The organism is Leeia sp., from assembly GCF_041909055.1.
GTDB classification, from domain to species: Bacteria; Pseudomonadota; Gammaproteobacteria; order Burkholderiales; family Leeiaceae; genus Leeia; species Leeia aquatica.
Map to the genome: position 1 here is coordinate 858,014 of NZ_JAYREC010000001.1, position 23,791 is coordinate 881,804.

Sequence of the window (23,791 nt, forward strand, 5' to 3'; positions counted from 1 at the left end):
GGATCAAGGCGGGGGCAGGATGCCATGCTGACTGCTACAATCCGGCCCACATATGAATAACCCGGCTGCCCACCGCAGCACACTGCGACCTCATGAAATCCATCATCGCCGACCTTGACCTGCAACCCGATGCGGCCCTGACGCCCATCCGCGTCGTCCTCTCCCACACCTCCCATCCCGGTAATATCGGCGCGACCGCCCGTGCCATGAAAAACATGGGGCTAAGCCAGCTGGTGCTGGTCAACCCCAGGCATTTTCCCGATGATGAAGCCACCGCCCGTGCCAGCGGTGCGGTGGATGTGCTGGAACAGGCGCAAGTGGTGGATAGCCTGCAAGCAGGTTTGCAAGGGGCAACGGTTGTCGCCGCGCTCACCAGCCGCCGCCGCGAACTGGGGCCGGAGCTGGTGGACGCCCGCGAAGCCGCGCAGCGCTTGACCGCTGCCAGCCGCCGTGGCGAGACGGTGGCGTTGGTTTTTGGCAACGAAACCAACGGCCTGAGCATTGACGAGCTGCAGCAATGTAACCTGCTGGTGACGATTCCGACCAATCCGCATTATTCTTCGCTGAACCTGGCACAGGCGGTGCAAGTATTGACCTATGAGTGCCGGATGGCGGTGAACCGTTCGCTGGCCAATGTGGAAGAGCACCACCCACTGGCCAGCCATGAGGCGGTGGAGCAGTTTTATCAGCATCTGGAAGCCGCATTGATCGACATCGGCTTCCTCAACCCGAAACACCCCAAACGGCTGATGCCGCGATTGCGGCGGCTGTTTGGGCGCAAGCAACTGGAAAAAGAAGAAGTCGACATCCTGCGCGGCATTGTCCGCGCCATGCGCGAGGGAAGGGGTTCGGATGGACTGGAGCAATGAGGTCGTCAACAGCCTGGACTGGCTGGGCAAGGCGTTTGCGTATAGCCTGGTGGCCGTGCTGGGGGTCGGGAGCATTTTGATCCACACCACGCGCTGGGGGCAGCAGTTTTGGCGGCTAACCGGCGCATACTTCTTGCAATGGGGTCCTAAAAGCCCTGTCTGGCCGCTGCTATTGATCCTCCTGATTACCCTGTTTGGCGTTCGGCTGGATGTACTGTTCTCCAGCTGGAACAACCAGATGTACACCTCCTTGCAGAAGCTCGATTTTGCTGCCTTCTGGTTTGCCATGATTGTGTTCTGCATTCTGGCCACAATTCATGTGGCGCGAGTGCTGTACGTCACCTATCTGCAACAAGCATTCTCCATCCACTGGAGGCAATGGCTGAATAATCGCCTGGTCGGCGACTGGTTAGATGGTAACGCCTACTACAAGGCGGGTTTTCTACCAGATGCTTCTGACAACCCGGATCAGCGTATCCAGCAAGACATCACCGCATTTGCCACCAGCTCCTTGTCGCTGCTGATGGGCATTATTGATGCAGTTGTTTCGATGGTTGAATTTACCATTATCCTTTGGGGGTTGGCCGGTACACTGAGACTGGCGGGTCTGGAGATACCGCACGGCTTGGTCTACGTCGCTTACGCATATGTCGTCACGGCTACCGTATTTGCGTATTACATCGGCAGACCGTTGATCTCGCTGAATTTCATCTCTGAGCAAGTAGCCGCTACCTATCGCTACGCGCTGGTCCGGCTCAAGGAGTACAGTGAAAGCATCGCTTTCTTTCGTGGCAATACGCTGGAACGTGCGATCCTTGACAATCGCTTCCTGGCATCCATCGCCAATGCGTGGCAGCTGCTGTGGCGCAATCTGTTTCTGGATGGCTACAACCTGATCATTTCGCAAATTGCGGTCGTATTTCCACTGATCCTGCAAGCCCAGCGCTTCTTCTCCAAAGAGATTACCTTGGGTGACTTGATGCAAACCAGCCAGGCCTTTGGGCAGCTGCAAGGCAATCTTTCCTTCTTCCGTCGCAGCTTTGCAGATTTCGCTGGCTACAAAGCCACACTGGACCGGCTTACCGGCTTTGTAGACTCCAACATGGACGCACGAGCTTTGCCTATGCCCAGCATTGAAGCTCGTGCTGAACAACTGCACATCCAAAACCTGAACCTGCAATCGCCCCACCACCACCCCCTGCTCAACCAGCTCAACCTCAACCTCACCCAAGGCCAGCGCTTGTTGATCCGGGGCCGCTCCGGCAGTGGCAAGACCACCTTGCTGCGGGCGCTGGCCGGTTTGTGGCCGTATGCGGAGGGTGAGATTGTGCGGCCCGAGGGGAGTGCCACGCTATTCCTCTCACAAAAACCTTACCTGCCGATTGGTACGCTGCGCACGGCTTTGTATTACCCCGGTGAGGCGGTGGAAGGCCCGGATGCGGTCAAAGTACTGGAGCAAGTGCAGCTGGGGCATCTGGCCGGGCGGCTGGATGAAGAGGCGGACTGGAGCCGTATCCTGTCGCTGGGTGAGCAGCAGCGGCTGGCGTTTGGCCGGGCGCTGCTGGCACAACCCGCCCTGCTGTTCCTCGATGAGGCCACCTCAGCCATGGATGAAGGGCTGGAGTATGCCATGTACCAGCTGCTGCGAGAACGCTTGCCGCAGTGCATTCTGGTCAGCGTGGGCCACCGCAGTACGCTGCGGCCTTTCCACCAGCAGGAGCTGGAGTTGACCGGCGAAGGTGGCTGGCAACTGCACGCGCTGCAATAAATCTGCCGCCACAACACAACGGCCCGCTTGCGGGCCGTTGTCGTTTCAGGCGGTCAGGACATGGCGCCGGTACAATAGCTGACCGTCCAGCACCCGTTCGTCCTGTGCCGGTTGCTGGCCTTTGCCGAGCACGCCTTCAAAGTCAAACTGTTCCCCGGCATGGCGTATCCAGGCGGGAATCGGCTGACCATCAAACTGGCCGACGCTGTCTGCCGCCAGCTCCACTTCGCTGCGCTGCAGGCGTTGCAGGTCAACTGTCGCAGCAGCGGAGGCGGGGGCTTGCGGCGCAGGTGCCGAGGTGGTGGCCAGCAAGTACCACATCAACAGTGTGTTTGGCAGGTGCAGCCGCATCACCTGTTTGTCCTGGGTGATCAGGCAGGTGACCGGGAACTCATGGCTGCACTTGGGGCAACGCGCCTTGGCGGCCACCATGGCGCGGTCGGGCAACACCCGTACCGCACCCGACATATTGGGCAATTCCACCACCTGCCCACAGCGCACGCACTGTTTGGCAAAGCGGGTGACCTGGGCCTGGTTGGCAAAGCGCAACGGGAAGTAATGAGAGAGGGGATCTGGACGGCGCATACCGGTATTGTACCTGCTTGGCGCGCCGAAAAAAAATGCCGGGCAAAAGCCCGGCAAAGTCCTCAACGTAGAGAAGAGCAGTGTTACACGGTTGGGCAGGCTGCCCGGCAGCCCGCCGTATGAGCTTGCCTCAGCCTTCGCCGCCCATCGCCAGCAGGCTGGCGTTGCCGCCCGCAGCGGTGGTATTGACGGAAATGGCGCGTTCGACCGAGAAGCGCAGCAGATAGTGCGGGCCGCCAGCCTTGAAGCCCGTACCAGACAGGCCTTCGCCGCCAAACGGCTGAGTACCGACCACCGCGCCGATCTGGTTGCGGTTGACGTAGATATTGCCGATCTTGGCGTTCTGCTTCACCCAGTCGATATGCGCATCAATGCGGCTGTGGATGCCCAGCGTGAGGCCATAGCCGGTGGCATGGATCGCAGCCAGCACCTTGGGCAGGTCGCCCGCCTTCCAGCGGATCACATGCAGGATGGGGCCGAACACTTCACGCTCCGGCAGCTGCTGCAGGCTGATCTCGAAAGCGACCGGCTGCACAAAGTTGCCACGGCCTTCCGGTGGCAGCGGTGCTGCCGCCACTTCACGCGCGGTCTGGCGCATGGTGGCAATGTAGCGGTCCAGCTCCAGCTTGGCGTTGACGTCGATCGCCGGGCCGATGTCGGTGGTAATGGAAGCCGGGTCACCCAGCTTCAGCTCAGCCATGGCGCCCTTGAGCAGGCTGATGATGTTGTCGGCAATGTCGTCTTGCACGAACAGCAGACGCAGGGCGGAGCAACGCTGACCAGCACTATTGAAGGCTGACACGATCACATCAGAAACTACCTGCTCCGGCAGGGCCGAGCTGTCCACGATCATGGCGTTCATGCCACCGGTTTCCGCGATCAGCGGCAGGATGGCACCCTCACGATTGGCCAGGCCGCGAAACAATTGCTGCGCCACTTCGGTCGAGCCGGTGAACACCACGCCGTCGATGCGCGGATCACCAATCACCTTGCGGCCGATCTTGGAGCCGGAGCCCGGCAGGAAGTTGAGCACACCGCCCGGCACACCCGCTTCCAGCAGCAGCTCAACCGCACGGAAGGCCACCAGCGGCGTTTGCCCGGCTGGCTTGGCGATCACGGCGTTACCGGCGGCGATGGCAGCAGTCAGCTGACCGATGAAGATGGCCAGCGGGAAATTCCACGGGCTAACGCAGAAGAACACGCCACGGCCAGACAGCAGCAACTGGTTGTCTTCACCCGTCACGGCCGGCAGCTGGATCGGCTGGCCCATCAGGCGCTTGGCTTCATTGGCATAGTAGCGGCAGAAATCCACCGCTTCGCGCACTTCACCCAGTGCATCACCCATGGTCTTGCCGGCTTCACGCACCAGCATGGCAATCAGCTCTGCCTGATGTTCTTCCATCAGGTTGGCGGCACGATACAAGGCCGCCGCACGGGTGGTAACCGGGGTCTGGTTCCAGCCTTCAGCAGCAGCATGTGCCACCTGCAGGGCCCGCTCCATCTGCTCGTCACTGGCGTTGGTCACACTGCCGATCACTTCGGCGATGTTGGCCGGGTTGAAAGCAGCCACATTGTCGCCATGCAGGCGTTCGCCGCCAATCAGCGGGCAGGCATGCCAGCTTTGGTTCAGATATTGCTGCATTTCAGTCTGCAGACGGGTCAGCACGTCGAGGTCGGCCATGTTCAATCCCTTGGAATTCGGTCGTTCATCGCCAAAAATGGCGAGCGGCAGTGCAATCTTGCTGTGGCCGCTGAGGTCAGTTGCGGCCACTTTGGCCACGGGGTCGGCAATCACGTCTTCAATCGGCAGGTTGGCATCGCCCAGCCGGTTGACGAAGGAGCTGTTGGCGCCATTTTCCAGCAGGCGGCGCACCAGATACGGCAGCAGGGTGTGGAAGGAACCCACCGGGGCGTAGACCCGTACCGGCACCTTGCAGCGATCCATCTGCGCCCGGTGCAGCATTTCGCCCATGCCATGCAGGCGCTGGAATTCAAACTGGGCACCGGCAAACTCGGCGTGCGTGCCACGGGTCAATTCCAGGAAATAGGCCACGGTGTGGGCATTATGCGTAGCGAACTGTGGGTAGAAGGCGCTACCGTGCGACAGGATGCGGCGACCGCAGGCCATATAGGACACATCGGTGTGCGATTTTTTGGTGTAGACCGGGAAGCCTTCCAGCCCGCCCAGCTGAGCGCGCTTGATTTCGGCATCCCAGTACGCACCCTTCACCAGCCGGATCGGGATGGTCTTGCCATGCTGGCGCGCCTGCTCAGCCAGCCAGTCGATCACCAGCGGTGCACGCTTCTGGTAAGCCTGGACCGCCAGACCCAGCCCGTTCCAGCCCTTGAGGCTCGGTGCCGCCAGCAGCGCGGCGAATAGTTCCAGCGACAGCTCCAGCCGGTCTGCCTCTTCCGCATCCAGCGTCAGCAGAATGTTGGCGTCACGCGCCTGCTCACACAATTGCAGCACCAGCGGCACCATCTCGGCCAGTACCCGCTCGCGTTTGGTGTAGTCGTAGCGCGGGTGCAATGCTGAGAGCTTGACCGAAATGCTGTTGCGGCCATTGAAATCATCTTGCGGGGCGCAGGCCAGCGCCTTGATGGCGTGCTGGTAATCCCGGAAGTAGCGCTTGGCATCTTCTGCGGTAAAGGCCGCTTCGCCCAGCATGTCAAAGGAATAGCGGAATTCTGGCTGCGCTTGGGATTCCTTCAGCGCATCTTCGATGGTCTCACCAATCACGAATTCCTTGGCGAGGATACCCATCGCGGCTTTCACCCCCTGCCGCAGGGTGACATCACCCAGCTTGGAGGTCAGTCGCGATACGATCTGCTTGGGCTCGCTGGTCCAGTTCAGGATCTTGCCGGACAGCATCAGCCCCCAGGTGGAGGCATTCACCAGCCACGAGGTGCTGCTGCCCATGTGCTTGTCCCACTCACCCTTGGCCAACAGGCCCCGGATCAGCTGGTCGGCCGTCTCATTATCCGGGATGCGCAGCAAGGCTTCGGCCAGACACATCAGGATCACGCCTTCTTGCGTATCCAGACCGTATTCTTGCAAGAAGGCATCCAGCTTGGTCAGCTTGCGGGTGCGTACCGTCGACACCAGCTGCTGTGCCGTGGCCTGCACCTGCGCGCGCACTTCTGGCGACAAGGTGGCCGCTTCCAGCAAGGGTCGCAGGGCACTCGCCTCGTCCATCAAGAAACGGGGGCGGAGGTTGGCGAGGCCCGCAGCGACGGGGGGGGTTGGGGAGGGTAAGGTCGCCATTCGGTATTCCGTTTATACTTTCTACACTACCCGGCAAGCATGTCAGCTGACACGCGTTACCATCTTTAAAGGGGAGAACATGCAGCCCATGGTCTTGCCGTATATCCCGCACCGTCAGAGGTGAAACCGTCACCTCACCAGACCTTGGGTTGCCCCTGCATTCAGACCCACTGTTTCATCAAAAACCATGTTGGTCCGCGCCGTTTTCACTGTCGGCGTTTTTTATTCATGATATTAGGCTTGATGACAGACAGGGTTTTGAATAATGCTCACCCGGCAGAATATGGTTTGCTAAAATCCACACTCAACCGAATCATGCACGGAATTCATCATGGCAAACCTGGACCGAACGGATCGCACCATCCTGAAACTGCTGCAGCAGGATGGCCGCATGACCAATGTAGAGCTGGCCAAACGCATCCACCTCTCCCCGGCGGCCTGCCTGGAGCGTACCAAACGCCTGCAGCAGGCGGGTTACATCCGTAAATACATGGCGGTGCTGGACCCTAATCTGCTGGGGGTGGGACTCTTGGTGTTTGTTGAAGTGGCGCTGGACCGCACCACGCCAGAGTCTTTCGCCAGCTTTAAGAGTACCGCGCAGAAAATGCCGCAGATCATGGAATGCCACATGGTCGCCGGTGGCTTTGACTATCTGATCAAGGCCCGCGTGAAGGACATGACGGAATACCGCGCTTTTCTGGATGAATTTCTCGGCTCGGTGAAAGGCGTGCGGGAAACCCATACCTATGCCGTGATGGAAGAGGTCAAGAACACGCTGATGCTGCCGCTCTAGGCCTGTCCGCTTTGTCACTGGCATTTTCCGCAGTCCCGTCTACGCTGCAGGGATATCCCCCCTGTTACATGGGACTCAGGAGGTCAGCGTGCAACGGCTCTCTATCCGCGTTCAACTCATCACTCTGGCCGTGACCGGCATCCTGGTTACAGTGCTGCTCGGCGGACTCAGCATGATGGGAAGCGGCAACCTTCACAGTCTGCTGGGCGAACTGCTGGGCGGCCAGTCCATGGTCCGTCAGCAAATGGAAGCCGACATGATGCACGATGCGCTGCGGGGCGACGTGCTCAAGCTGCAACTGGATGTGGCCAGCCAGAACGCGGCGGGCATCAAGGAAGGCCAGGACGCGCTGGCCGAACATGCCCAGCACTTCCGCGAGATGATGACCGCCAACGGCAAGCTGATCACCGATCCGGACACCCGTGCCCAGTTCAATCGTACTCTGCCCTTGGTCGAACGCTACCTCAGCACCGGGGCCAGCGTGGCCAGCAAGGCTGGACAGGGGACTGCAGCTATCCAAGGTGACCTGCCCGGCTTCTACAAGGACTTCGAGACGCTGGAAGAGGAGATGGGCAAGCTGTCCGATGCCATCCAGAATGACGCATCTCGTATTGAAAAAGCGTCGGACCGGACAGTCAATCAGATGCGGCTATGGGTGGGCCTGATTACCCTGGCCGCAGTCATCGGCCTGAGTGGCCTCGCTTGGCGGGTGGTGCGAACAGTCACCCTCCCGTTGTCACAGCTCACCACCGTGGCACGCCAGGTAGAACGCAGTGGCAACCTGCAGCTGCGCGTAGATTACAGCCAGCCCAATGAGCTGGGGGCGGCCATTACCGCGTTCAATCACCTGCTGGGCTCTCTGCAAATGCTGGTACAGCAGACCCGGGACGCCAGCAATGCCATCCGGCACAACACCGACACCTTCAGCAGCGCCGCGGTGCAGGTCAACAGCAACGCCGAGGCGCAATCCGAAGCGGCTCAGCGCATGGACGCCGTGATCGACCACCTGAGCCTGTCCCTCAGCCAGATGGCGGAGGAGGCACACCATACCCTGGAGCAAGCCCGGCAAGCTGGCACTCTGGCAGAGCAAGGTGGCGGTGCCGTACATCGGGTTGCCCATGAAGTCGAGCAACTGGCCTTTGCCATGCGGGATACCTCCGCCACCATGGGCTCACTGGAGGGTGACGCACGGGAAATCGGCAACATCGTCGGCATCATCAAGGAAATCGCCGACCAGACCAATCTGCTGGCGCTCAATGCCGCCATTGAAGCGGCGCGTGCCGGGGAGCAAGGGCGCGGCTTTGCCGTGGTGGCCGACGAGGTGCGAAAACTGGCTGAGCGCACGGCCAACTCGACTCACGAAATCGTCAGCGTCATCCAGAAAATTCAGCACACCATTGAACAAGCGGTGAGCAGCATCAACCATGGCGTGCATCAAGTCACGCTCAGTACCGAGCTGACCCGTGATGCGGGCAACACGGTGAGCGGCATTCAGCAGCAAAGCAGCACCACCGAAGCCCGCATGCAACACTTGAACAGTGCGCTGCAGACGGAAAGCCAGAATAGCCAGCAGCTGGCACAACAAGTGGATCATGTGTCGCGCATGGCGGATGAAACGCGTCAGGCGGCCAACCTGACCGAACACAGTGCTCGGGAACTGGTGCAGCTGTCCAATCAGCTGGAAGCCGCATTACAGCGTTTCCAGACTTGAGGTGCGGGCCAACTTGCCCGGCCCCGCTTCATTTGCACAACAAATCAAAACATAACAACTATCAATTTCACAAATCCAGTTCCACCCCCTACCATGCGATCAGACTGGCCGCCCCCATATACCTCACGGCCAGTGAGACCAACACTCACAGGTTGGCATTGATTCCATAACAAGAACTGGATGAGACCATGTGGAACCCCGCAACGGTAGCGGACTTTGACCCGGAGCTGTGGTCAGCGGTCAGCGCTGAGACCACCCGGCAAGAAGACCATATCGAACTGATTGCCTCCGAGAACTACACCAGTCCGCGCGTGATGGCCATGCAAGGTACGGTGCTGACCAACAAGTACGCGGAAGGCTACCCCGGCAAGCGTTACTACGGCGGCTGCGAGCATGTCGATGTGGTGGAGACACTGGCCACCCTTCGCGCCAGGCAACTGTTCGGAGCCGACTACGCCAATGTGCAGCCGCACTCCGGCTCACAGGCCAATGCCGCCGTCTACATGGCACTGCTGAACCCCGGCGACACCATTCTGGGCATGAGCCTGGCCCACGGCGGTCACCTGACCCACGGCGCCAAGGTCAACTTCTCCGGCAAGATATACAACGCCGTGCAGTACGGGCTGGACCCGCAGACCGGTGAAATCGACTATGCACAGGTGGCGGCACTGGCAGAGGAGCATCGCCCGAAGATGATCGTGGCCGGTTTCTCGGCCTACTCTCGTGTGGTGGACTGGGCACGCTTCCGCCAGATTGCCGATAGCGTGGGTGCGCTGTTGTTTGTGGACATGGCCCATGTGGCCGGACTGGTAGCAGCAGGGGTCTATCCGAACCCGGTACCGCATGCGGACATCGTCACCACCACCACCCACAAGACCCTGCGTGGTCCGCGCGGTGGCCTGATTCTGGCCCGCAGCAACCCCGATCTGGAGAAAAAGCTGCAGTCCATGGTGTTCCCCGGCATTCAAGGCGGCCCGCTGATGCACGTGATTGCTGCCAAAGCGGTTGCCTTCAAGGAGGCGCTGGATCCTGAGTTTCGCAGCTATCAGGAACAAGTGGTAGCGAATGCCCGTGCAATGGCGCACACTTTCATTCAGCGTGGCTATGAGGTGGTGTCCGGCGGCACCGACAATCACCTGTTCCTGGTCAGCCTGATCAAGCAAGGCCTGACTGGCAAGGCTGCCGATGCAGCCTTTGGTGCGGCCCACATCACCGTGAACAAGAACGCGGTGCCGAATGATCCACAGTCGCCTTTCGTCACCAGCGGCGTCCGCATCGGCACCCCGGCACTGACCACCCGTGGCATGAAAACGTCGGAATCCGAACAGCTGGCCCACTGGATGTGCGACATTCTGGACGATCTGGACAATCCCGCCGTGATCGACCGTGTTCGCCAGCAGGTGCAGCAACTCTGCGCCCGGTTCCCGGTCTATCTCGGCTGACCTTACACGGAGTGCGTCATGGCCATCAGCGTATTTGACCTGTTCAAGATCGGCATCGGTCCCAGTTCTTCCCACACCGTCGGCCCGATGCGGGCGGCGTGGCGCTTTGTCAGCGTATTGCAGGAAGACGGTCTGCTGGACACCGTGCACAGCATCAAGGCCGAGCTGTACGGTTCGCTGGGTGCCACCGGCAAGGGTCACGGCTCCGATACCGCCGTGCTGCTCGGGCTGGAAGGCGACCTGCCAGACCAGGTGGATGTGGAGAGCATTCCTGCCAAGCTGGACCGCATCCGCAGCGAAGACACCGTGAAGCTGATGGGGACGCACACCATCCGCTTTGTGGAAAAGGAACACCTGATCCTCTACAAGCGGCAAAGCCTGCCCTACCACCCGAACGGCATGCGCTTTGCAGCGTATGACGCTGCTGGTGAACTGATTCGCGCCAAGATCTACTACTCGGTGGGTGGCGGTTTCGTGGTCAACGAGGAAAACGCGGGCAAGGACTTGCTGAAAGCCGACGACACCCGCCTGCCCTACCCGTTCAAGTCCGGCGACGAGCTGCTGCAACTGTGTCGAACCCATGGCTTGCGCATCTCCGACATCATGCTGGCCAATGAGCAGGTCTGGCGCAGCGAAGCCGAAGTGCGCAGTGGCCTGCTGCAAATCTGGAATGTGATGCAGGAGTGCGTACGCCGCGGCTGTGAAACCGAGGGCATCCTGCCCGGTGGCATGAAGGTGAAGCGCCGCGCAGCCGACCTGAAACGCCAGCTCTGCAACAAGCCAGAGCAGGCGATGCAGGACCCGCTGACGGTGATGGACTGGGTGAACCTGTACGCGCTGGCGGTCAACGAGGAAAATGCGGCCGGTGGTCGTGTGGTCACGGCACCGACCAATGGCGCAGCCGGGATCATCCCGGCGGTGATGCATTACTATCACCGCTTTGTGCCGGGCGCCAACGACGACGGCATTGTCCGCTTCCTGCTCACCGCCGGGGCCATCGGCATTCTGTACAAGGAGAATGCCTCCATCTCTGGCGCCGAAGTGGGCTGCCAGGGCGAAGTTGGCTCAGCCTGCTCGATGGCAGCGGGTGCGCTGGCCGAGGTGCTGGGCGGCACGCCGGAACAAGCCGAGAACGCGGCCGAGATCGGCATGGAGCACAACCTGGGCCTGACCTGTGACCCGGTGGGTGGTCTGGTACAAGTGCCGTGCATCGAGCGCAACGCCATGGCCTCGATCAAGGCCATCAACGCCGCCCGCATGGCTTTGCGCGGTGACGGCAAGCATTTTGTATCGCTGGACCGCGTGATCAAGACCATGCGCGATACCGGCGCCGACATGAAACTGAAATACAAGGAAACCGCCCGCGGCGGCCTCGCCATCAACGTCATCGAAGTGCCGGTGAACGTGATCGAGTGCTGACGGGCCTCGCTACCCCAAGGAGCCATGATGAGTGACACCCCCCTGCTGACCACTGCCCTCAACGACCTGCATCTGGAGCTCGGCGCCAAGATGGTGCCGTTTGCCGGTTATGCCATGCCGGTGCAGTACCCGATGGGCGTGCTGAAAGAGCACCTGCACACCCGTGAGCAAGCCGGTCTGTTTGACGTGTCGCACATGGGCCAGCTGAAGCTGTTTGGTGCGGACGCAGCGGCCGCGCTGGAAACGCTGGTGCCGGTGGACGTGATCGACCTGCAGCCGGGCCAACAGCGCTATGCCCTGTTCACCGATGAGCAAGGTGGCATTCTGGACGACCTGATGATCACCAACGCCGGAGATCATCTGTACGTGGTGGTGAACGCGGGCTGCAAGGTGCAGGATACCGCCCACCTGCGTGAACGCATCGGCTCGCGTTGCGACATCGTGGAACTGTCCGAGCACGCGCTGCTGGCGCTGCAGGGCCCGCAGGCCGCGACTGCGCTGGCCCGCCTGCTGCCGGAAGTAGACTTCAAGAGCTGGGTGTTCATGACCGCCCGCAGCATCACGCTGGCCGGTGTGGAGTGCTTCGCCACCCGCTCCGGTTACACCGGTGAAGACGGCTTTGAAATCTCGGTGCCGAATGCCAAGGCGGTCGAGGTGGCCCGCCTGCTGCTGGCACAGCCGGAAGTGGCCCCGATCGGGCTGGGTGCACGCGATTCGCTGCGTCTGGAAGCCGGTCTGTGCCTGTACGGTCACGACATCGACACCCAGACCACGCCGGTAGAAGGCAGCCTGCTGTGGGCGATGCAGAAGGTGCGCCGCGCCGGTGGTGCCCGTTCCGGTGGCTTCCCCGGTGCTGATCGCATCCTGCAGCAAATCGAGCAAGGTGCCAGCAAGAAGCGCGTAGGTCTGCTGGGCCTGGAAAAAACCCCGGTGCGCGAAGGTGCCGAACTGGTGGACGCGGGAGGCCGCGTGATCGGCAAGGTGACTTCCGGTGGCTTCGGCCCCTCACTGGGCGGCGTGATGGCGCTGGCCTACGTGGACACCGCGTTTGCTGCTGCGGACACCCCGGTGTTTGCGCTGGTACGCGGCAAACAAGTGCCGATGAAGGTCGCCAAGACCCCGTTCGTACCGCAGCGCTACTATCGCGGCTAAGTACCCTGCCCGCCGTGGCATGCCACGGCGGGTCTTGCTGTTCATTCCCCTGCATTCCCGCTACCATCAGGGCAGTTCATCTGTATTTGTGCTGGCCCCATGTCCCGTATCCTGAGCGCACGCATCACTCCCTTCTGGCAGCGCATGCCGCGATTCTTCCTGTTTCCGCTGCAGGGTTGGTCGCTACTGGTGATTGGCGCGTTTGCGCTGGCGATGCTGCTGATCCCCTTGTTGCCCAACCTGATTGTGCTGCTGGGGGTGCTGACAGGGTTGGTGGTGTTTATCCGCTATGCCTTTGAGGTGCTGGAGCAGACGGCCATGGGTCGCCTCACTGTGGACCAGTTCGACATCACCAATGGCCATGGTGAAAAAAACCGGCCTTATCAGCTGGCAGGCATTCTGTTGCTGGATGGTATTTTGAGCGGACTGGCGTACAACTTTAATCCTTTTGTCGGCTTTATTGTCACCACCTTGCTGCAGGTGGCCCTGCCCGCCAGCATGCTGATTCTGGCTATCAATGGTCGCTTTTCCCGCGCCATCCATCCACGTGACCTGTGGTTTGTGGCCAACCGCATTGGCATGCCGTACCTGGGGCTGTGGGGGTTGCTGACCCTGCTGTCCTCCAGCTGCATGGCGGCTGCCAACCTGCTGAGCGGTATCCGCAGCCCGTGGCTGCTGCTGGCACTGGCCACCTTTATCCTGCTGTATTTCACGCTGGTGATGTTCAACCTGATTGGCTATGTGGCCTATCAGTATCACCGCGAGCTGGGCATGGAAGTCGAGGTCAGCTTTGACGACGCACAGGATGGCAGCGCCCGCCAAGCCGCAGACGCCGCCGAGCAAAAGCGCGCGGCGATAGGCGAACGGGTCGCCTTGGGGGACTGGCCTGCCGCGCTGGACAAGGCCGCCGCTCTGGTGGCGGAGCAGCCCGCACACACCGGCCATCGCTTGCGCTGGTTAAAGCTGCTGTGGCTGGCCCAGCCGAAGGAAGCGCCACACGATATGCGGCCGGTGATGCGGCAATGGCTGGAGCAAGGACAGGGTGCGGCTGCGATGGACCTATTTCGCTTTGTCCGCCAGCTGCATGCCGACTGGCAGCCGGATGAAGTCGGCCAGGTGGTGCCGCTGGCGCAAGCGGCCTGGAACCAGAAAGAGCCGGAACTGGCCATGGGCTTACTGGCGCACTTCGACAAACGCCACCCCGCCCATCCGGATGTCCCGGCCAGCTTCTGGCTGGCGGCACAGATTGCCAGCGAGCACTACCGCAAGGACGACCTGGCCCGCGCCTTCCTCACCACCCTGCTGCAGCGCTTCCCCACCTCACCGCTGTGCGAGGATGCTCGGCGCTATCAGGCGGTGCTGGACAAGCTGAAGCCCGCCTGACCTCGCCTGCTCAGGTCAGCACGCTGACCTGCACCGCAGTGTCATCCCCCGCCAGCGGCGACAGCTCAAACGTCACTGGCAGAAATTTCTCGATCACCTGCATATTGGTACGCAGGTGTTCCGAGGCAGCACTGGCCACAAAAGCACCACCGCCCGCCAGCGCCATCGGCAAGATCAGCTGATCGGCCAGATGCTCATCGACCACACCACGGCCTCGCTGGTACGCCAACACCTCCCGCGCCAGCCGTTCGGCCACCCGCTCTGATGACACCCCTTTTTCACCGAGGGTCACAAACAGCGCGGTGATATGATCGTGGCACAATGCCACTTGCAGCACATTGCCCGCACCAAACCGGGCCGGCAGCTGGCGGCTATGGCAGTGCAAGGGCTGCTGCAGGCTGGACAACGCCTGTGACAAGGCGCTCAGCTCACGCTGCGCCACCTCCAGCGGCACATCCGCCACCCGCGCCTCCAGCTCGACTTGCAGCAAGGCACCGCGTTGCAACAGCTGCAAGCGCCCCTGCGGTCGGCCCGGTGTCACCTGCGCCCGCACCTCACCGCCGCCAGCCGGGTAGAAGCCGTGGCTGATCAGTTCGATCTCGGTCTGCACACCCAATTGCCGCATCAAGGGCAGCCAGCTGCGTATCAAGTAATCGGCAGGCGGTGCCATCGGATTATGGGTGCCCCCGCTCACCGTGATCCGGCTGTCTTCCGGGGCAAACCACAAGGCAGGCAGCACGGTTTGCAGCACCAGCGTACAGCTGCCCGCCGTACCAATGGCAAAACGATACTCCCCACCCTGCACTGGTCCCGGCTCAAAACGTAGTCGGGACGAACCCAGCTCCGCCCCCTGTACGGTTGCCCCGCATACCTGCTGCGCCGCCTGCACCGCCGTAAGGTGCTGGCGCAGCAGGCCCGGTTTCTTGCGCCGGGCACGGATGCGCTCGATCACGAACGGGATGCCGGTAATCATCGACAGGCTCAGGGCGCTGCGCAGAATCTGACCGCCGCCTTCACCGGCGGCGCCATCCAGCATGAGGGTAGGATGTTGCACTGTATTCTCTCTTGCTCTTAAGTGTATCCGGCGTACCGTATTTTTCTGCTACACAATATGTAAACGCAGAAACGCTGCTCACATGCCACAAAAAATTTAGTCACTCACACCGAAGTGCAAAAAATAGACGTGATCACGATTAGCCATGGCAAAGTCTTGCCAAGAGGCCTCATACCAAAAAGGAGGGTCAACAAACACCTCATGAATTTCATTGGCGCCAACCAGGCCTATTATCGCATTTGCCAGCTCATCAACGATGTTATCCCGGACCTTATCCCCCCCCCGGCAAAGTTGGTGAATAAGGCATATGAAAACACCACTTATTAATTTTGCTTTTAAGAACCAGGGCGGCATCCACATCAAGGCGCTGCGTCGCCACCTGCCAATCCTCAGTGGAATATGGCTTTTTATCCATATAGCGAATGCCTGCAGGAAAAACGACCTCCAGGGTTTTCAACAAATCACCTTGATAAGGTATCTCCTGCAATGAAAAGGTACACTCTGTATTCGGCCCACAATTCGCCATAGCCAGTAATTCAAGTTGCCCGTTTATGCGGGCCAAATCATTCGTCATCTTGGCTACCACTTTCTAACTTGATTAGTCATTGTCACGACGCTATCCTTTCACACACACCACCTGACGCAGGGTATGCACCACTTCCACCAGGTTGCGCTGGGCGTGCATCACGGCGTCGATGTCCTTGTAGGCCATCGGAATTTCGTCGATCACGTCCTCGTCCTTACGACATTCCACGTGGGCGGTCGCCTCGATCTGGTCCGCCACGGTAAAGCGCTTCTTGGCCTGGGTACGGCTCATGGTTCGACCCGCGCCGTGGCTGCAGGAGCAGAAGGCTTCTTCGTTACCCAATCCGCGCACGATGAAGCTCTTGGCCCCCATCGAGCCCGGGATGATCCCCAGTTGCCCCTTCTGCGCCGATACCGCCCCTTTTCGCGTCACCAGAATCTCGCTCCCGAAGTGGGTTTCTTTCTGCACATAGTTGTGGTGGCAATTCACCGCCTCCACTTCCGCGCTGAAAGGCTTGGTAATGACCGCACGGGCGGCGGCAATCACGTTCTGCATCATCACCATACGGTTACGGCGCGCGTAATCCTGCGCCCACCCCACCGCTTCCACATAATCCTCAAAGTGCTGGCTACCCTCGGTGAAGTAGGCCAGATCGCGGTGTGGCAGGTTCACCATGTGCTGACGCATATCGGCCTGGGCCAGCTCGATGAACAGGTTACCAATGGCATTCCCCACCCCGCGCGATCCGCTATGCAGCATGAACCACACCCGGTCAGCCTCATCCAGACACACTTCAATGAAGTGGTTACCGGTTCCCAGCGTTCCCAGATGCTTGTGGTTATTGGTGTTCTTCAAACGCGGATACTTTTCGGTGATCCGGCTGAAGCCCGGCAGCAAGGACGCCCACATGGCATCCACCGTCTCCGGTGGCGTATTCCAGGACCCCTTATCACGTGCTCCTGGCGTCCGGCCATGCGGCACCGCCTGTTCAATGGCGCTACGCAGTGGCCCCAGCTGCTCGGGCAGGTCGGACGCGGTCAGGCTGGTACGTACCGCCATCATCCCGCAACCGATATCCACCCCCACGGCGGCCGGGATAATGGCGCCCTGGGTCGGGATCACGCTACCGATGGTGGAACCCTTACCCAGGTGCACGTCCGGCATCACCGCCATATGGCGGAAGATGAACGGCATCTGTGCCGTCATTTGAAGCTGCTCACGCGCTTCCGGCTCCACCGGTACGCCGACCGTCCACATCTTCACCGGCTTGCCGTTGGCGACTTCCAGCAGTTGTACATCGTTTTGCATCGTCATGTTTTCTCTCTTCTTTGACATCAGGTGTCGGGCCTCCCGGCCCCACCCCCGCTGCCCGTCTGGCAGCGGGGGTCAACACGGTAACCACAGTGTGGTGGATGCCCATCTTATTGCAAAGCCCGTGCCAGCCTTGGCACCAACAGAAAGATATTCATTTAAATCCATATAAATCAATACACTACAAGCATCATCACATTGATCATCAAGATTTTCCCTGTTTACAAAACCTTATCAATGCTATCTTTATATATCGCTATTTATATTTTTATATCATCATGAAACGCTTGGTGGTCATCGGTTTTCTGGGGACGGTGCTGGATAACGGCGGCAAGGGCAGCTCGCGCTGGGAACGCTGGCGGCCCACCGTCTCGCTGTGCCAGCACCCGGAGCTGCTGGTGCACCGGATGGAGCTGCTGCACAGCACACGCGATCGTGGCTTGGCCTCGCGCCTGATCAACGACATCGCCACCGTTTCGCCGGAAACCGAGGTACGCCGCACGGAAATTAACCTGCGCGACCCGTGGGACTTTGAAGAGGTGTACACCACGCTACACGACTTCGCCCGCCACTATCCCTTCGACACCGAGCAGGAAGACTATCTGGTCCACATCACCACCGGCACCCACGTGGCTCAGATCTGCTGGTTCCTGCTCACCGAGGCCCGCTACCTGCCTGCACAACTGGTGCAGACTTCACCGCCCGGCAAGGCTGACGAGCTGCGTGGCGGCATGGCGGCATCCTCGCCGGGCAGATACAGCCTCATCGACCTCGATCTCAGCCGCTACAACCAGATCGCCAGCCGTTTCCAGCGCGAGCAGGCCGAGACGGTCTCCTTCCTCAAAGCCGGCATTGCCACCCGCAACGCCGCCTTCAACCGGGTGATCGAACAACTGGAACGGGTGGCGGTACGCTCCACCGCACCCATCCTGTTGATTGGCCCCACCGGTGCAGGCAAATCCTTTCTGGCGCGTCGGGTCTACGAGCTGAAACGCAACCGCCACCAGCTGCAGGGGCGCTTTGTCGAGGTCAACTGTGCCACCCTGCGTGGCGACAGCGCCATGTCCACCCTGTTCGGTCACGTCAAAGGCGCGTTTACCGGTGCGCAACAAGAACGCGCTGGCCTGCTGCGGGCTGCCGATGGTGGGCTGCTGTTTCTGGATGAGATTGGCGAACTGGGCCTGGACGAGCAGGCCATGCTGCTCAAGGCCATTGAGGAAAAGCGCTTCTTTCCGCTCGGCGGTGACCGCGAAGTGTCCAGTGATTTCCAGCTGATTGCCGGCACCCACCGCGACCTGCGCCAGCGGGTCGTCAACGGGCAATTCCGCGAGGACTTGTTCGCCCGCATCAATCTGTGGACCTGGCCACTGCCCGGCCTGCGTGACCGCCGCGAGGACATCGAACCCAACCTCGAGTTTGAACTGGCACGTCTGGCCGACGAAACCGGGCATCAGGTGCGCTTCAACAGCGAAGCGCGCCAGCACTACCTGCGCTTCGCCTGCAGCAGCGAGGCGCTGTGGCCGGGTAATTTCCGTGAGCTCTCTGCCTCCCTCACCCGCATGGCTACGCTCGCCGAATCCGGGCGGATCACGCTGGATGTGGTTGAAGATGAGCTGGCACGGCTGCGCTTCATGTGGGGCGGCGTACAGGCGCAGGACCGGGCCCACGCCCTGCTGGGCGACGCGGCGGATCTGCTCGACCTGTTCGACCGGCTACAGCTGAACAGTGTGCTGGACATCTGCCAGCGTAGCCGCAGCCTGTCCGACGCCGGGCGGCAACTGTTCGCCCAGTCGCGCCAGGACAAAAAGAGCAGCAATGACGCCGACCGTCTGCGCAAATACCTGGCGCGCTTTGACCTGCAGTGGGGGGATGTGGCGGGCAAATGATATCGCCCGCCCTTCTTCACACAGACACGCCCACTCGGCCGGCACAGCATGCCCAAGCCCACCCCAATATCATGCGTTGATACACGCCTTCCCTAAAGGCAGCCAAAGCGCCTGAGGCTATCAGCGAGTCCCTGCATGTGAAAGCGACATGCCTGTACTGGGATGTGACACCTTGCTTGTTACTGACCATGCCGTTTGCTTCCATGGCATGACCCGTGCCTGCCTGGTTTTTGCGCAACCCGTCCTCGCTACCAGCCATGCAATAGTCTGGTCTGAAGGGTGAGATGCCACAGGCCGTCAAGGGTGCGTAACGAAGCGTGCAACAGACTACGCGTCAAACAACAAGAAGGAATGGATCAAAAAGCCATCCAGGCTGCAGTCCCCCTGCAGCACATCTCCATGAGACGAGGAGCACCACAATTGAAGCTTCATCACCGCATCACCATGCCAGGGTTCGCCTTGGCAGCGCTGCTGGGGGCACCCCCTTTGCAGGCCCAGACCGACAGCACCCGCTATGACATTGAGGCGACCGTGGATTACAAAGCCGCCACCGTCACGGTCAAAGAGAACGTGCATTACACCAATCGCACCAAGCAACCACTCAGCACGGTGGCCTTCACTGTGGTGGCCGCTGCAGAGCCCTATCGCGCATTCAAACTGTCGGAAGCCCGTGTCAACGGCCAGACCAGCCGCGCGACCCTCGGCAAAGGCCAACAGGATGGCGGGCTGGATGTAGCGCTACCCAAAGCCCTCAAGCCAGGCGAGAGCGTCGAGGTACAGCTCAACTATGCGCTGGCCCTGCAGGACAAGGTGGACCTGCGCCTGGGGCGCAACCAGCACATTCTGCACCTTGGCAACTGGCTACCCACGGTCAAGCACGCCACAGAGACAGGCTGGCCGCAAGACCGCTACATTGATACGGGTGATGCCTTCTTCATGGAGGCATCGGATTACCAGATCAAGCTCACCGTCAACCACACCTCAAGCGCATTGAAAGTGGCCAGCAGTGGCATGCAATCTGCGCGCACCGAGCAGGGCTCAAGTGTCAATCTGACCCTGCAAGGCAAGCGCATGCGCGAATTTGCCATCCTGATGTCAGAAGACTATCAGGTCAGCAGTCGCAAGCTCGGCCCTACCACGATCTTCTCTTACTACCTGCCCCAGCAGAAAGCCGAAGCAGAGGAAGTCCTCAAGACCACTGTCGATGCACTGGCGTGGGGCAACGCCCATCTTGGCGCCTACCCCTACCCTGTACTGACCATTGCCGAAGGCTGGGATCCGGAAGGAGGTGGGCAGGAATATTCCTCTCTGTTTGTGATTGCCAGCGGTGACTACAGCCTCAAGGATCTGCAGTACTTCAAGTACCTGATCGCCCACGAAACCTACCACATGTGGTTTTACTGGCTGGTTGGTAATGACCAGATCAACGAAGCCTGGCTGGATGAATCACTGGCCACCTATATGGGCTACCAGTATGTCAAATCCATCATGCCGGGTCCGTTTCCTGCCATCTGGCAAAAGAAGGTGAACGATTACTTCGAGGAAGGCCGTAAGCAATACGGTTACCTGCCGCTGGATTCGACCCTCTATGCCTATAAGGATGATGAACACAGCTACTCCGTCCTCTACCGCCAGGGCGCGCTGTTCCACGACGAGCTAAAACAGCAAATGGGCGAGCAAGCCTACTACGCAGCGATCAAGCGCCATGTCGCAGCACAGTCCGGCCAGATCTCACACACCCTCCCCTTCCTCAGGCAAGTCATCCGTGACCTGCCGGGAACCCGCGCCAGCAAACAGGCGTTCATCCGCAAGTATTTCTCAGCCAAAGTCACTGAGGCTGCCTTCGCCCCTTGAAGTCGGCCACTTCCCTCTGGCTGTGCACCCATGCGGGTGCGCAGCCAGAGGGGCTCACCGACCGCTCGGCCCCAGCATGCCTATCCGCCGCGGTTGGATTTGCAGCGCTGGGTATCGCGTGGTGATGTCTCTATTGGCTTAAAACCGCGCAGAATTTCACACACTCCCGGGACATCAACTGTTGCCGGAATCTGTCGAGTGGTGGCCTGACCATGGGGTCCACCTTGCTATACGTCATATCCAGGCTATTCAGCAAGCGCTTGCGCTGCCCAGGCCGCATTGCCCCCAGCACACTGGGGCCGGCCTCCACCAAGGCCTCAGCCATCCTGTACTGGTTTGTCTTGCCATGCAAATCCGCGGTGACCTCTAAAGCGGATATCAAGAGCAATACAAAGTCGTTACTTCCATTATCGGCGCGCGTCCAATCCTTGTCGGAAAGGCTGTCTGCCGAGTTGCGTCGCAATTCTGCATCATGATAGTCCTGCACCTTGGCAAGAATCCGCACACCGTTCGCACTTAGCCTGCCTAATGGATCACTCAACTTGCGGGTATTGCCCATGACATCCGGCTTGCCATTCGCCTGCACCGGTTTGAAATGGATAAGCTGCCGCGCCAACGCTACCAGCTGTATTTGCCGTTCCAACAGCAGCAATGTCTCATCAGCCGTGTTACCAAACGCTTGCAGTTGCCGACGATCCGTCAATGCATCGATTTTCTGGATCGCATCCGCTGTCAGCAACATCTCCGGCGAGTTAGCAGCTTCAGCGCGCCGCACCAGCGCCTTGTAGTCATTCACCAGTCGCTGAAAATCCTCATCGGCTGCACTGGCGCTCAGCCCGCACAGCAAGCCCAGACCCAATACCCACCCTCGCCATCCGTACATCGCACGCTCCCTGTTGTTATTGGCTCGCCTATCATGACGGCCTCAAGCTGAACCAGACCACAACAGGACACCATACCTTGCACCCAGCTGAAGCCATCTTTGCTGCCCCTGCTCAGGCACATGAGCACAACGGTTTGCGGCAACCACTTCAGGACAGAAGAAGCCGCAGCGATGTCACCTGTCGGCGTAAATGGAGCTGATGCGCTAGCACACGCTACACCCCGCTGATTGGCAGCTTCAGGTAGTGGCGGCCATTGTCATCCGCTGGGGGCAGGTGTCCGGCGCGGATGTTGACTTGAATGGAGGGCAGCAGCAGATTGGGGGGCTGCAGGGTGGCGTCACGGGCCTGGCGGCGGGCGACAAAGGTGGCTTCGTCCACGCCGTTGCCAATGTGCAGGTTGTACTGCCGCTGTGCGGCCACCGTACTTTCCCACGCCGCAGCGCGATCAGTGGGCGGGTAGTCATGGCACATGAATAGCCGGGTGGTATCCGGCAAGGCCAGCAGTTTGTGGATGGAGTGGTAGAGCTGGTGGGCGTCACCACCGGGGAAATCACAGCGTGCGGTGCCGACATCCGGCATGAACAGGGTGTCCCCCACGAAGACGGCATCACCGATGCGGTAAGCGACATCTGCCGGGGTATGACCCGGCACCGCCAGCACCTCGACCTGCAGCCCGCCAGCAGCCAGGACTTCCCCATCCTGCAACAGGGCGTCGAAGGGGCTGCCGTCAGCGGGGAACGAAGCGCCCAGATTGAACACCGGCTTGAACAGCGCCTGGACGGTACGAATGTGCTCACCAATCGCCACCTTGCCGCCAAAGCGCTGCTTCAGCCATTGTGCTGCAGAAAGGTGATCAGCATGGGCATGCGTTTCCAGAATCCAGACCAGTTGCAGGTGCTGCTGGCTCAAGAAATCACCTACTGCTTGCACATTGTCGGTCCGGATGCGTGCGCCGGGCGGGTCAAAATCCAGCACCGGGTCGATCACCACCGCATGGCCGCCCGGCTGGTCGTACACCACATAGCTGATGGTGCCGGTTACCGCATCATGAAAGGGCTCAATTCGAGGATTCATGGTAGTTTACTCCTTGTATATTGATTTAAATTATACATTTTTATATAATGTTTTAAAGCAAATTGTAAACACCATGGATATTGCTCTACTGCAGCATGCCGCACAGGAAGCCGGTCAACTGTTGCGTGCTCTGGCTAACGATGACCGTTTGTTACTGCTGTGCCAGCTTAGCCAAGGCGAACGCTCGGTCAGCGAACTGGAAGCCCTGACAGGAATTCGCCAGCCCACTTTGTCGCAACAGCTGGGCATCCTGCGGCAAAAGGGACTGGTACAGACTCGCCGCGAGGGCAAGCGCATCTACTATCAGGTGGTGGATGAAACCGCGCTGGCTATCCTGCAGGTACTGTACCAGCGCTATTGCCCGGCCCCACAAGGAGATTCAACATGAGTATAGACTGGCCACACTTCACGCCGTGGAGCGCCTTGATGGGCGGGCTGTTGATTGGCCTGGCAGCCGCCATGCTGCTGCTGTCACTCGGCCGTATCGCAGGCATCAGCGGCATCATCGCCGGCCTGCTATTGCCCCAGCGTGGAGAATGGCCGTGGCGGCTGGCGTTTACCGCCAGCTTGCTGATGTCACCGGTGCTTTGGCAATGGTACTCACCACTGTCCCCCATCCCGCTCGGCACCAGCAAGGCCGTGCTGCTGATCGCCGGGCTCTTGGTGGGGGTGGGCACCCGCATGGGCTCTGGCTGCACCAGTGGTCATGCCGTATGTGGTTTGTCACGCCTATCCCCTCGCTCGCTGGCAGCCACCCTCACCTTCATGGCTGCCGGTTTCCTGACAGCCTTTCTTCTGCGCCATCTGCTCTAGGA

The 23,791-nt window shown here is 60.3% G+C and carries 19 protein-coding genes; 12 read left to right on the forward strand and 7 right to left on the reverse strand.

The features are described 5' to 3' along the window. Positions 1 to 92 precede the first annotated feature (92 nt). Both ACE3O2_RS04760 and ACE3O2_RS04765 read left to right on the forward strand, forming a co-directional pair. Positions 93 to 869, forward strand: a complete 777-nt coding sequence (locus ACE3O2_RS04760; protein WP_374335197.1) for an RNA methyltransferase — start codon at positions 93 to 95, stop codon at positions 867 to 869. Further along, positions 853 to 2,637 (forward strand): ABC transporter ATP-binding protein/permease, encoded by a 1,785-nt coding sequence (locus ACE3O2_RS04765; RefSeq protein WP_374335199.1) that lies wholly within the window; start codon positions 853 to 855, stop codon positions 2,635 to 2,637. The genes ACE3O2_RS04760 and ACE3O2_RS04765 overlap by 17 nt, the downstream gene beginning before the upstream one ends. A 45-nt stretch (positions 2,638 to 2,682) precedes the next feature. Here ACE3O2_RS04765 and ACE3O2_RS04770 read toward each other — a convergent pair whose 3' ends face one another. Both ACE3O2_RS04770 and putA read right to left on the reverse strand, forming a co-directional pair. Continuing rightward, the gene (locus ACE3O2_RS04770; protein WP_374335201.1) at positions 2,683 to 3,222 is read right to left on the reverse strand and encodes a hypothetical protein; all 540 of its coding nucleotides are present in this window, start codon (positions 3,220 to 3,222) and stop codon (positions 2,683 to 2,685) included. 130 nt (positions 3,223 to 3,352) lie between these two features. Next, positions 3,353 to 6,487 (reverse strand): bifunctional proline dehydrogenase/L-glutamate gamma-semialdehyde dehydrogenase PutA, encoded by a 3,135-nt coding sequence (putA, locus tag ACE3O2_RS04775; RefSeq protein ID WP_374335203.1) that lies wholly within the window; start codon positions 6,485 to 6,487, stop codon positions 3,353 to 3,355. A 331-nt stretch (positions 6,488 to 6,818) separates the two neighbouring features. Between putA and ACE3O2_RS04780 the strand changes: the two genes are divergently transcribed. The 6 genes from ACE3O2_RS04780 to ACE3O2_RS04805 all read left to right on the forward strand — a co-directional run bounded on the left by ACE3O2_RS04780 (position 6,819) and on the right by ACE3O2_RS04805 (position 14,387). Then, positions 6,819 to 7,280, forward strand: coding sequence for an Lrp/AsnC ligand binding domain-containing protein (locus ACE3O2_RS04780; protein WP_168876693.1), 462 nt, complete (start codon positions 6,819 to 6,821; stop codon positions 7,278 to 7,280). 88 nt (positions 7,281 to 7,368) lie between these two features. Then, complete coding sequence (locus ACE3O2_RS04785; protein WP_374335206.1) at positions 7,369 to 8,991, forward strand: methyl-accepting chemotaxis protein; 1,623 nt, start codon at positions 7,369 to 7,371, stop codon at positions 8,989 to 8,991. A 188-nt stretch (positions 8,992 to 9,179) separates the two neighbouring features. Further along, positions 9,180 to 10,433, forward strand: a complete 1,254-nt coding sequence (gene glyA, locus ACE3O2_RS04790) for a serine hydroxymethyltransferase (protein WP_374335208.1) — start codon at positions 9,180 to 9,182, stop codon at positions 10,431 to 10,433. An 18-nt stretch (positions 10,434 to 10,451) separates the two neighbouring features. Further along, a complete protein-coding gene (locus tag ACE3O2_RS04795; protein WP_374335211.1) occupies positions 10,452 to 11,852 on the forward strand; it encodes an L-serine ammonia-lyase in 1,401 nt (466 codons plus the stop codon). 27 nt (positions 11,853 to 11,879) lie between these two features. Further along, positions 11,880 to 13,004 (forward strand): glycine cleavage system aminomethyltransferase GcvT, encoded by a 1,125-nt coding sequence (gene gcvT / locus ACE3O2_RS04800; RefSeq protein WP_374335213.1) that lies wholly within the window; start codon positions 11,880 to 11,882, stop codon positions 13,002 to 13,004. Between the two features lie 99 nt (positions 13,005 to 13,103). Next, positions 13,104 to 14,387 carry a tol-pal system YbgF family protein gene (locus ACE3O2_RS04805; RefSeq protein ID WP_374335215.1) on the forward strand — a complete coding sequence of 428 codons (1,284 nt, stop codon included), beginning with the start codon at positions 13,104 to 13,106 and terminating at the stop codon, positions 14,385 to 14,387. Between the two features lie 10 nt (positions 14,388 to 14,397). Here the strand turns inward: ACE3O2_RS04805 and rtcA are convergent, their stop codons facing one another. The 3 genes from rtcA to ACE3O2_RS04820 all read right to left on the reverse strand — a co-directional run bounded on the left by rtcA (position 14,398) and on the right by ACE3O2_RS04820 (position 17,281). Then, positions 14,398 to 15,441, reverse strand: coding sequence for an RNA 3'-terminal phosphate cyclase (gene rtcA / locus ACE3O2_RS04810; RefSeq protein ID WP_374335217.1), 1,044 nt, complete (start codon positions 15,439 to 15,441; stop codon positions 14,398 to 14,400). 271 nt (positions 15,442 to 15,712) lie between these two features. Further along, positions 15,713 to 16,015 carry a hypothetical protein gene (locus tag ACE3O2_RS04815; protein WP_374335220.1) on the reverse strand — a complete coding sequence of 101 codons (303 nt, stop codon included), beginning with the start codon at positions 16,013 to 16,015 and terminating at the stop codon, positions 15,713 to 15,715. 42 nt (positions 16,016 to 16,057) lie between these two features. Then, a complete protein-coding gene (locus ACE3O2_RS04820) occupies positions 16,058 to 17,281 on the reverse strand; it encodes an RtcB family protein (RefSeq protein WP_374335222.1) in 1,224 nt (407 codons plus the stop codon). Positions 17,282 to 17,556: 275 nt separating this feature from the next. Here ACE3O2_RS04820 and rtcR point away from each other — a divergent pair, with 275 nt between their 5' ends. Further along, positions 17,557 to 19,164, forward strand: a complete 1,608-nt coding sequence (gene rtcR / locus ACE3O2_RS04825) for an RNA repair transcriptional activator RtcR (protein WP_374335224.1) — start codon at positions 17,557 to 17,559, stop codon at positions 19,162 to 19,164. Between the two features lie 420 nt (positions 19,165 to 19,584). Continuing rightward, positions 19,585 to 21,018, forward strand: a complete 1,434-nt coding sequence (locus ACE3O2_RS04830; RefSeq protein WP_374335226.1) for a M1 family aminopeptidase — start codon at positions 19,585 to 19,587, stop codon at positions 21,016 to 21,018. A 130-nt stretch (positions 21,019 to 21,148) separates the two neighbouring features. On the opposite strand, the gene ACE3O2_RS04835 is transcribed toward ACE3O2_RS04830, so the two are convergent. Beyond that, the gene (locus tag ACE3O2_RS04835; protein WP_374335228.1) at positions 21,149 to 21,901 is read right to left on the reverse strand and encodes a hypothetical protein; all 753 of its coding nucleotides are present in this window, start codon (positions 21,899 to 21,901) and stop codon (positions 21,149 to 21,151) included. Positions 21,902 to 22,115: 214 nt separating this feature from the next. Further along, positions 22,116 to 22,976: an MBL fold metallo-hydrolase gene (locus tag ACE3O2_RS04840; RefSeq protein ID WP_374335230.1), complete on the reverse strand. Its 861-nt coding sequence runs from the start codon at positions 22,974 to 22,976 to the stop codon at positions 22,116 to 22,118. Positions 22,977 to 23,049: 73 nt separating this feature from the next. On the opposite strand from ACE3O2_RS04840, the gene ACE3O2_RS04845 reads away from it, so the two are divergent. After that, a complete protein-coding gene (locus ACE3O2_RS04845; protein WP_374335232.1) occupies positions 23,050 to 23,364 on the forward strand; it encodes an ArsR/SmtB family transcription factor in 315 nt (104 codons plus the stop codon). After that, positions 23,361 to 23,789: a YeeE/YedE family protein gene (locus ACE3O2_RS04850; RefSeq protein WP_374335234.1), complete on the forward strand. Its 429-nt coding sequence runs from the start codon at positions 23,361 to 23,363 to the stop codon at positions 23,787 to 23,789. Before ACE3O2_RS04845 ends, ACE3O2_RS04850 begins: the two co-directional genes overlap by 4 nt. Positions 23,790 to 23,791: the final 2 nt, after the last annotated feature.

Excerpts from the sequence above, each read along its gene's own strand:
- ACE3O2_RS04795 (WP_374335211.1), top strand. The coding sequence starts at position 10,452 with ATGGCCATCAGCGTATTTGACCTGTTCAAGATCGGCATCGGTCCCAGT.
- ACE3O2_RS04805 (WP_374335215.1), top strand. The coding sequence starts at position 13,104 with ATGTCCCGTATCCTGAGCGCACGCATCACTCCCTTCTGGCAGCGCATG.
- ACE3O2_RS04820 (WP_374335222.1), bottom strand. The coding sequence starts at position 17,281 with ATGACGATGCAAAACGATGTACAACTGCTGGAAGTCGCCAACGGCAAG.
- ACE3O2_RS04765 (WP_374335199.1), top strand. The coding sequence starts at position 853 with ATGGACTGGAGCAATGAGGTCGTCAACAGCCTGGACTGGCTGGGCAAG.
- putA (WP_374335203.1), bottom strand. The coding sequence starts at position 6,487 with ATGGCGACCTTACCCTCCCCAACCCCCCCCGTCGCTGCGGGCCTCGCC.
- ACE3O2_RS04840 (WP_374335230.1), bottom strand. The coding sequence starts at position 22,976 with ATGAATCCTCGAATTGAGCCCTTTCATGATGCGGTAACCGGCACCATC.
- ACE3O2_RS04850 (WP_374335234.1), top strand. The coding sequence starts at position 23,361 with ATGAGTATAGACTGGCCACACTTCACGCCGTGGAGCGCCTTGATGGGC.
- glyA (WP_374335208.1), top strand. The coding sequence starts at position 9,180 with ATGTGGAACCCCGCAACGGTAGCGGACTTTGACCCGGAGCTGTGGTCA.
- ACE3O2_RS04770 (WP_374335201.1), bottom strand. The coding sequence starts at position 3,222 with ATGCGCCGTCCAGATCCCCTCTCTCATTACTTCCCGTTGCGCTTTGCC.
- rtcR (WP_374335224.1), top strand. The coding sequence starts at position 17,557 with ATGAAACGCTTGGTGGTCATCGGTTTTCTGGGGACGGTGCTGGATAAC.
- ACE3O2_RS04780 (WP_168876693.1), top strand. The coding sequence starts at position 6,819 with ATGGCAAACCTGGACCGAACGGATCGCACCATCCTGAAACTGCTGCAG.
- ACE3O2_RS04815 (WP_374335220.1), bottom strand. The coding sequence starts at position 16,015 with ATGACGAATGATTTGGCCCGCATAAACGGGCAACTTGAATTACTGGCT.
- ACE3O2_RS04760 (WP_374335197.1), top strand. The coding sequence starts at position 93 with ATGAAATCCATCATCGCCGACCTTGACCTGCAACCCGATGCGGCCCTG.
- gcvT (WP_374335213.1), top strand. The coding sequence starts at position 11,880 with ATGAGTGACACCCCCCTGCTGACCACTGCCCTCAACGACCTGCATCTG.
- ACE3O2_RS04835 (WP_374335228.1), bottom strand. The coding sequence starts at position 21,901 with ATGTACGGATGGCGAGGGTGGGTATTGGGTCTGGGCTTGCTGTGCGGG.
- ACE3O2_RS04845 (WP_374335232.1), top strand. The coding sequence starts at position 23,050 with ATGGATATTGCTCTACTGCAGCATGCCGCACAGGAAGCCGGTCAACTG.